Genomic DNA, 6,379 nt, shown 5'->3' on the forward strand with positions numbered 1-6,379 from the left:
CCTTTTAAAATTTTCTATCAAGTATTGCTGTAGCTTCGACCTCTAGCAGGCAGCCAAAGTGAAGTTTGTTTGTTGGCACTACGACACGAGCTGGCTTGTGCTCGCCAAAAAATAACGCATACTCGTCATCTATCTCGTCCCAAAAGTCGATATCTGGCGTATAGATGCGGCACATCAAGATGTCATTTCTTGTCGCATTTGCTAGTTTTAGCACGTTATCAAGGTTTTTTAAAGCCTGTCTTGTTTGCGCCTTTAGCCCCTCTGGGATCTGCCTAGTCTCTGGGTCCATGCTAAGCTGACCTGAGATGTAGAGGATGCCGTTGTGCTCGGTTGCCAAAGAGTAGTGAGCCTTTTTCTTTTTTGAAATTTCGGTTTCATAAATTTTCATATTTTCTCCTTAAAAATTTAAAGGATTATAGATAAAAAATTATTATTACCACTTAAATTTCACAAATTTTCATAAAAAATTATATTTTTTCTTATCGAAATTTTAAAAATATTTTGGTTAAACTTAAACAAAAACAAAAGGCGCCTTATGCACCATATATTAAAGGCATTTATACCAACGGCAAATCTCATACAAAAAAGCTCGCCATTTGCCTGCGAAGTCGTGTTACACGACCTTTCACGCCCACAGCGCTCAGTCGTCTACGTAGCTGGCGACGTCACTGGCAGAAAGGTCGGACAAAGCTTTGACCACCTTGTAAGCGAGGTCTTAAATAGTAAAAATTTCAAAGACGACTACGTGGCAAACTACTTTTTTACAAAGGACGAAAAGCTGGTGAAGTCTTCAACCGCCTTTATCAGAGATGAAGCAGGTGAGATCATAGGGGCGATATGCGTAAATGTCGATGCGAGCGTGGCAAAGAGTCTTTTTGAAGTGGCTGGGAATTTCTTAAAAACTGGTGAAAATGAGCCTCATGACGAGCAAAACGACGACGTGACGCAGATAGTTTTAAATTTGATCGACAAGATTATTGCCAAAAACGAAGGCAAAAAGCTCAAAAAAGAGCAAAAGCTAGAACTCGTGGGCTTTATGAATGAAAAGGGCATTTTTAACATAAAGGGCGCTATCGAGGTCGTGGCGACCAAGCTAAACGTCTCAAAGATCACGATATATGGCTATTTAGACCAGCTTAAAAAGAAGCGTCCGTGAAGTGTAGGTGCTCTCACTGCAAGCAAAGCTTTGACGAAAGCGCGATGATAGAGGCTAAAGGCGGGCTTAAGTTTTGTTGCGTTGGCTGCAAAGGTGTCTATGAAATTTTAAATGAAAGCGGCCTTGGCGAGTTTTACGAGAGGCTTGGCAAAAACACGCTATTGCCTGCAAAAAACGGTGCAAATGTTAAAAATTTAGCGGCAAATTTTAGCGAGCTGGTGACAAAAGAGGGCGAGTTTTCTAAAATTTCACTTCTCATTGACGGCATAACCTGCTCGGCGTGTATCTGGCTGCTTGAAAAGGCACTCTTTAGCCTGCCTGGAATTTTGGAGGTAAATATCAACTCGCTTAGCCAAAAGGCAGTCATCGTTTTTGACGAGCAAGAGCTCTTGGTGGAACAGATAATCGAGAAAATTTACGCCGTTGGCTACACTCCAAAGGCCTACGCAGCGAGCCAAAAAGAGGACGAGCTAGTCAAAAAAAGGCGAAATTTCTACGCAAAAGCGCTTGTTGGCGTCTTTGCCACGATGAATATCATGTGGCTGGCGATCGCGCAGTATGGCGGCTACTTTAGCGGTATCAGAAGCGACGTGAAGGACCTGCTAAGCTTCGCGCAGTTTGTGCTGGCAACGCCTGTGCTTTTCTACACTGGCAGCGAGTTTTTCAAGGGGGCTAAGATCGCTATCAAAAACGCCTCGCCAAATATGGACCTGCTCGTTATCACGGGGGCTAGCATAACCTATATCTACTCGATATTTGCGATGCTTACAAGAAGCGGCGAGAGTTATTTTGACTCGGTTGCGATGATCATAACCTTTGTTTTTATCGGTAAATTTTTAGAAATTTTAGGCAAGAAAAAGGCACTTGAGACTTCAAATTTCTTAAGCGATATGCTGCTTGCAAAAGTGTGCGTTTTAGAGGATGGTAAGGACATTTTAAAAGAGCCAAAGGATGTAAATTTAGGCGAAAAGATCGTGCTAAGAGCTGGCGAGAGAGCGCTGCTTGATGGGACGGTGCTTAGTGGCGAGGCAAGCATCGATAGCTCAAGCTTAACAGGCGAGAGCTTGCCACTTTTACTAAGCTCTGGGGGCGAGGTAAAAAGTGGCGTCGTCTGTTTAAACGGCCAGATCATCTATGAAGCAAGGCAAATTTTTAAAAACTCATATCTTAATAAGCTTATAAATTTACTCCAAAACGCAGAGCTAAAAAAGCCAAATATCGAGCTAGCAGTCAATAAAATCGCCTCGAAATTCTCTCTTAGCGTGCTTACTCTGGCATTTTTTACATTTTGGTTTTGGTACTTTAAATTTAGCTTTTCAGAAGCGATCGTCACGGCTGTGAGCGTCATCGTCATCGCTTGCCCTTGCGCGCTTGCCCTTGCCACGCCAGTTAGCAGCGTTTGTGCCCTTGGGGTTGCCTTTAAAAACAAGGTGCTTTTTAAGGAGGCTAAATTTTTTGAAAGCCTTGCAAAGTGCGACGTGGCGGTATTTGACAAGACTGGGACGCTTACAAAGGCTAAATTTGAAGTGAGCGAGTTTTTTATAAAAGAGGACGTGAGTATCGATAAAATTTACTCGCTTTGCCTCATCTCAAACCACCAAATAAGCGTGGCGGTGGCCGAGTTTTTAAAGCAAAAAGGCGCAAAAAAAGTTGAGCTTGAAAAGGCAAATTTAAGCATAGCAAAGGGAGTTAGTGCTGATATCGCAGGTGAGCGTTTTGTCGCTGGAAGTAGGCGCTTTTTGGCTGAAAATGGGGTGAAATTTCAAGAGTGCGAAGAAAATGTGAGTTTTTTTGTGGCCAAGCAGGGCGAGCTGGTGGCTAAATTTTATCTAAAAGATAGTGTAAAGCCTGAGGCAAAGGCATTGATAGATGAGCTAAAAGCAGCTGGATTAGAGACCTTTGTCCTAAGTGGCGACGTGCAAAATGTGGTAAAAAACGTGGCAGATGAGCTTGGGGTGAGTGAGTTTAGAGCAGGGATGCTGCCTGATGAGAAGGCTAAATTTATAGCTGGTCTCAAACAGCAGGGCAAAAACGTGCTGATGGTTGGAGACGGCATAAACGACGCAGCTGCGCTTAGCCTTGCTCACGTGGCCATTTGCATGGGAAGTGGCGCGGCCGTGAGCTTAGAAAAAAGCGATGTGGTGCTACTTGATGATAGTCTGCAAAGTCTTGCAAAAGCGGTGAAAATTTCAAAATTTACCTATAAAACGATAAAACAAAATTTACTCTTTTGCCTGCTTTATAACGCCCTTAGCCTGCCATTTGCTGTCTGTGGCTACGTCATGCCGCTCTTTGCCGCGCTTTTCATGTCGGCAAGCTCGCTAAGCGTCATACTAAACTCGCTTTTTATAGTTAGAAAATTTAAGGATAAATAGTGGATACAACGACTCTTGCGATGCTTGTTTTTATCTCGGTTTTGATGGGGGCAGCCCTGCTTTTTGGCGTGCTTTGGGGGATAAAAAATAGGCAGTTTGAAGACTACCGCAAATTTTTAGACGGAGCAAATTTAGATGGCGAAGACGCGCTAAATGAAGCCTACCAGCTCGAACTTCGCAAAAAAGAGGCGCTGAAAAAGAGGCTAGAAACTAGCAAAAAGGAGCATGAAAGCAAGGGCGAGCATGATGAGGCCGACAAAAAACTCTAAAATTTTCCAAGAGATGGGCCTTGCAAAAATGGGCGCTAAAAACCTAGCTAGATAGCCAAGTGCGAAGAAAAAGCAAAATGAGGCAAGGCTAGCTCCCACGCCAAATATCAAATTTTCATCTTTAAATTTAGTTGAAACCGAGCCTATTAGGATCATCGTGTCAAGATAGACGTGAGGATTTAGCCAAGTAAAAGCAAGCGTTAAAAGGATGTTTTTCTTTAAATTTGATCTGGCATAATCGCTGCTGGTATCCATGCGAAGATCCTTTAAAAAGCACGAGTGAAAGCTCTTTAGCGCGTAAAAAAGTAAAAATAAAAAGCCACCATATAGGGCGATTTGCTTGATGATGGGGAAGTTTTGCGCGAGGCTGCCAAGCCCAAAAACTCCTGCAAAGATCAAGACAGCGTCGCTAATAGCGCAAATAAGGCAGATGATAAAGATATTTTCTCTTTTGATGCCCTGTTTTAGCACAAATGCGTTTTGCGCGCCGATAGCTAAAATGAGCGACAAAGAGGTGAAAAATCCAGATATAAATGCTTGCAAATTTATCCTTATCGCTAAAGTTTGGCTTAAATTTAGCAAAATTTAACTTTATCATAACCATAAATTTATGCCTTTTTTTATAAAATCAGCAAATTAAAATTGCAAAAAGGAAAGCAGTTGCAAGCACTAGCCCTAAAATATCGACCAAAAAATTTTGACGAGCTCATCGGACAAGAAGCCGTAAGCAAGAGCCTAACTCACGCACTTGATGAAAATAGAGTGAGCCATGCTTATTTGTTTTCAGGCCTTAGGGGAAGCGGCAAGACATCGAGCGCTAGGATATTTGCAAAGGCTTTGGTCTGCGAGAAAGGGCCAACTTCTAGGCCTTGCGAGGTCTGTGCGCAGTGCGTGATGGCAAACGAGTCGCGCCACATGGATATCATCGAGATGGACGCAGCCAGCCACAGAAAGATCGACGACATAAGGGAGCTCATCGAGCAGACAAAGTACGCTCCTACGGCTGCTAGATATAAAATTTTTATCATCGACGAAGTGCATATGCTAACAAAAGAGGCGTTTAATGCCCTTCTTAAAACGCTTGAAGAGCCGCCAAGCTATGTTAAATTTATATTAGCAACGACCGACCCTTTGAAGCTGCCTACAACGGTGCTATCAAGGACGCAGCATTTTAGATTTAAGCAAATAAGCAGATATGAGATCGTAAAACACCTTGAATTTATCCTTAGTAAAGAGGGCGTGAGCTACGAGAGGGAGGCGCTTGAGATACTAGCTAGAAGTGGCGGCGGCTCGCTAAGAGATACGCTAACCCTGCTTGATCAAGCTATCATTTATGGCGCTGGCAATATCACAAAATCAAGCGTGGCAGCGATGCTCGGACTTCTTGATCCAAGTAGGATCGAGCAGATCATCGAGCACGTTGCAAATGCCGATAAAAACGCCATTAGGGTGCTAGTAACCGAGCTTGAGACCTATGAGCCAGAGATGATCATAGATGAAATTTTGGCAAATTTAAAGCAGAGATTTTTAGACAATGACCCGAAATTTTCACTTCTTATATATGAGAGATTTTTTAGGATTTTGGCGCAGGCAAAGTCGATGTTAAGCGTATCAAGCGATAATGGCTTTGTGCTGATGCTTATGCTTTTTATGATGATAGAGGCGCTAAATTTACAAGATATCGATGAAGCCATAAAGCTTGCTAAGAGCGAGCCTAGCGTGGCTATAGAGCCAAAAGCTGGCGTGAGTGAACAAATTTTAGCCGTAAGAGAAGCGCCAAAGTCGCCGTACGAGCAGTTTGTGGCAAAAATTTATGATAGAAGCTTTGAACTTGGAGAAATATTTAAAAATCACATAAGTTTTAGCTTTTTAAATGAAAATGAGCTTGGACTAATCGTCAATGCAACTGGCGACGAGCTGGCATTTTTCAAAAAAAGCTGGGGCGTAATGCATGAAATTTTACATACAATTTTTGGTAAAAAGATCAAGATCGTAAATGCCAAAACTCAAATTCCTGCTGCAAAGCCTGAGCCAGAAACTCCGCCACAAGAGCCACAGGATAAATATAGCTACCTTGACGAGGAGATCGCTAAGATAAAGGCTAGACAGCAAGACGAGCAAAAAGATGAGCCAGTAAAAGAGCCTGTTACGGCACGACAGATCGAGGCAAATGCGCTATCTCAGCCACAAAATGACTTTGCAAAAGAGCTGATGTCACTAAGTCAGAGTAAGAGCCCAGAGGAGCTTAAAAAGCAAAGAGAAGAGGGCGTGATAAAAGAGGCAAATAGGCTCTTTGGACAGCCTGAAGTGCAAAATAGCTAGGGGTTCGGCTCTTTTGTAAATTTGCTTGATAAGATGCTTTAAATTTGGCTTTTCTGGTCTAAATTTCTAAATAAAAGTGGTTAAATTTAGCTTTTAATAAATTTATCTGCGGTGGCAATATTGGCTAAATAAAATCCTAAATTTATATTGCAAATTTAAAAGAGCTGTCTTTTTAAATTTAACCTATTAAAAAGACAGATAAATTTAAAATCTTAATAAATTTGCCCCCTTGTCTGCAAAATAAAATTTAATTCAAA

At 42.1% G+C, this 6,379-nt stretch carries 6 protein-coding genes; 4 read left to right on the forward strand and 2 right to left on the reverse strand.

Annotated elements, in window-relative coordinates; all coding sequences use genetic code 11:
* Window positions 1–4 precede the first annotated feature (4 nt).
* Entirely contained in the window at window positions 5–388 is a 384-nt protein-coding gene (locus F3G86_RS01975; protein WP_149722835.1) for a RidA family protein, read from the reverse strand.
* Between the two features lie 147 nt (window positions 389–535).
* Between F3G86_RS01975 and F3G86_RS01980 the strand changes: the two genes are divergently transcribed.
* Genes F3G86_RS01980 through ccoS form a run of 3 tightly spaced genes read left to right on the forward strand, consistent with a single transcriptional unit; the run spans window position 536 to window position 3,800 of the window.
* A complete protein-coding gene (locus F3G86_RS01980) occupies window positions 536–1,156 on the forward strand; it encodes a helix-turn-helix transcriptional regulator (RefSeq protein WP_149722836.1) in 621 nt (206 codons plus the stop codon).
* Window positions 1,153–3,531: a heavy metal translocating P-type ATPase gene (locus F3G86_RS01985; RefSeq protein ID WP_149722837.1), complete on the forward strand. Its 2,379-nt coding sequence runs from the start codon at window positions 1,153–1,155 to the stop codon at window positions 3,529–3,531. The genes F3G86_RS01980 and F3G86_RS01985 overlap by 4 nt, the downstream gene beginning before the upstream one ends.
* A complete protein-coding gene (ccoS, locus tag F3G86_RS01990) occupies window positions 3,531–3,800 on the forward strand; it encodes a cbb3-type cytochrome oxidase assembly protein CcoS (RefSeq protein WP_149722838.1) in 270 nt (89 codons plus the stop codon). Before F3G86_RS01985 ends, ccoS begins: the two co-directional genes overlap by 1 nt.
* Here the strand turns inward: ccoS and F3G86_RS01995 are convergent.
* On the reverse strand, window positions 3,735–4,343 hold the full coding sequence (locus F3G86_RS01995) for a LysE/ArgO family amino acid transporter (protein ID WP_223228530.1): 609 nt from the start codon (window positions 4,341–4,343) through the stop codon (window positions 3,735–3,737). The genes ccoS and F3G86_RS01995 overlap by 66 nt on opposite strands.
* Before the next feature lie 117 nt (window positions 4,344–4,460).
* Here F3G86_RS01995 and F3G86_RS02000 point away from each other — a divergent pair, with 117 nt between their 5' ends.
* Window positions 4,461–6,122 (forward strand): DNA polymerase III subunit gamma/tau, encoded by a 1,662-nt coding sequence (locus F3G86_RS02000; RefSeq protein WP_149722840.1) that lies wholly within the window; start codon window positions 4,461–4,463, stop codon window positions 6,120–6,122.
* Window positions 6,123–6,379 lie beyond the last annotated feature (257 nt).

The sequence above is a fragment of the Campylobacter concisus genome (assembly GCF_902460595.1).
GTDB lineage: Bacteria > Campylobacterota > Campylobacteria > Campylobacterales > Campylobacteraceae > Campylobacter_A > Campylobacter_A concisus_BL.

Bases quoted from the DNA above. Each gene is read 5' to 3' on its own strand.
- F3G86_RS01975 (WP_149722835.1), bottom strand. From the start codon at position 388: ATGAAAATTTATGAAACCGAAATTTCAAAAAAGAAAAAGGCTCACTAC.
- F3G86_RS01980 (WP_149722836.1), top strand. From the start codon at position 536: ATGCACCATATATTAAAGGCATTTATACCAACGGCAAATCTCATACAA.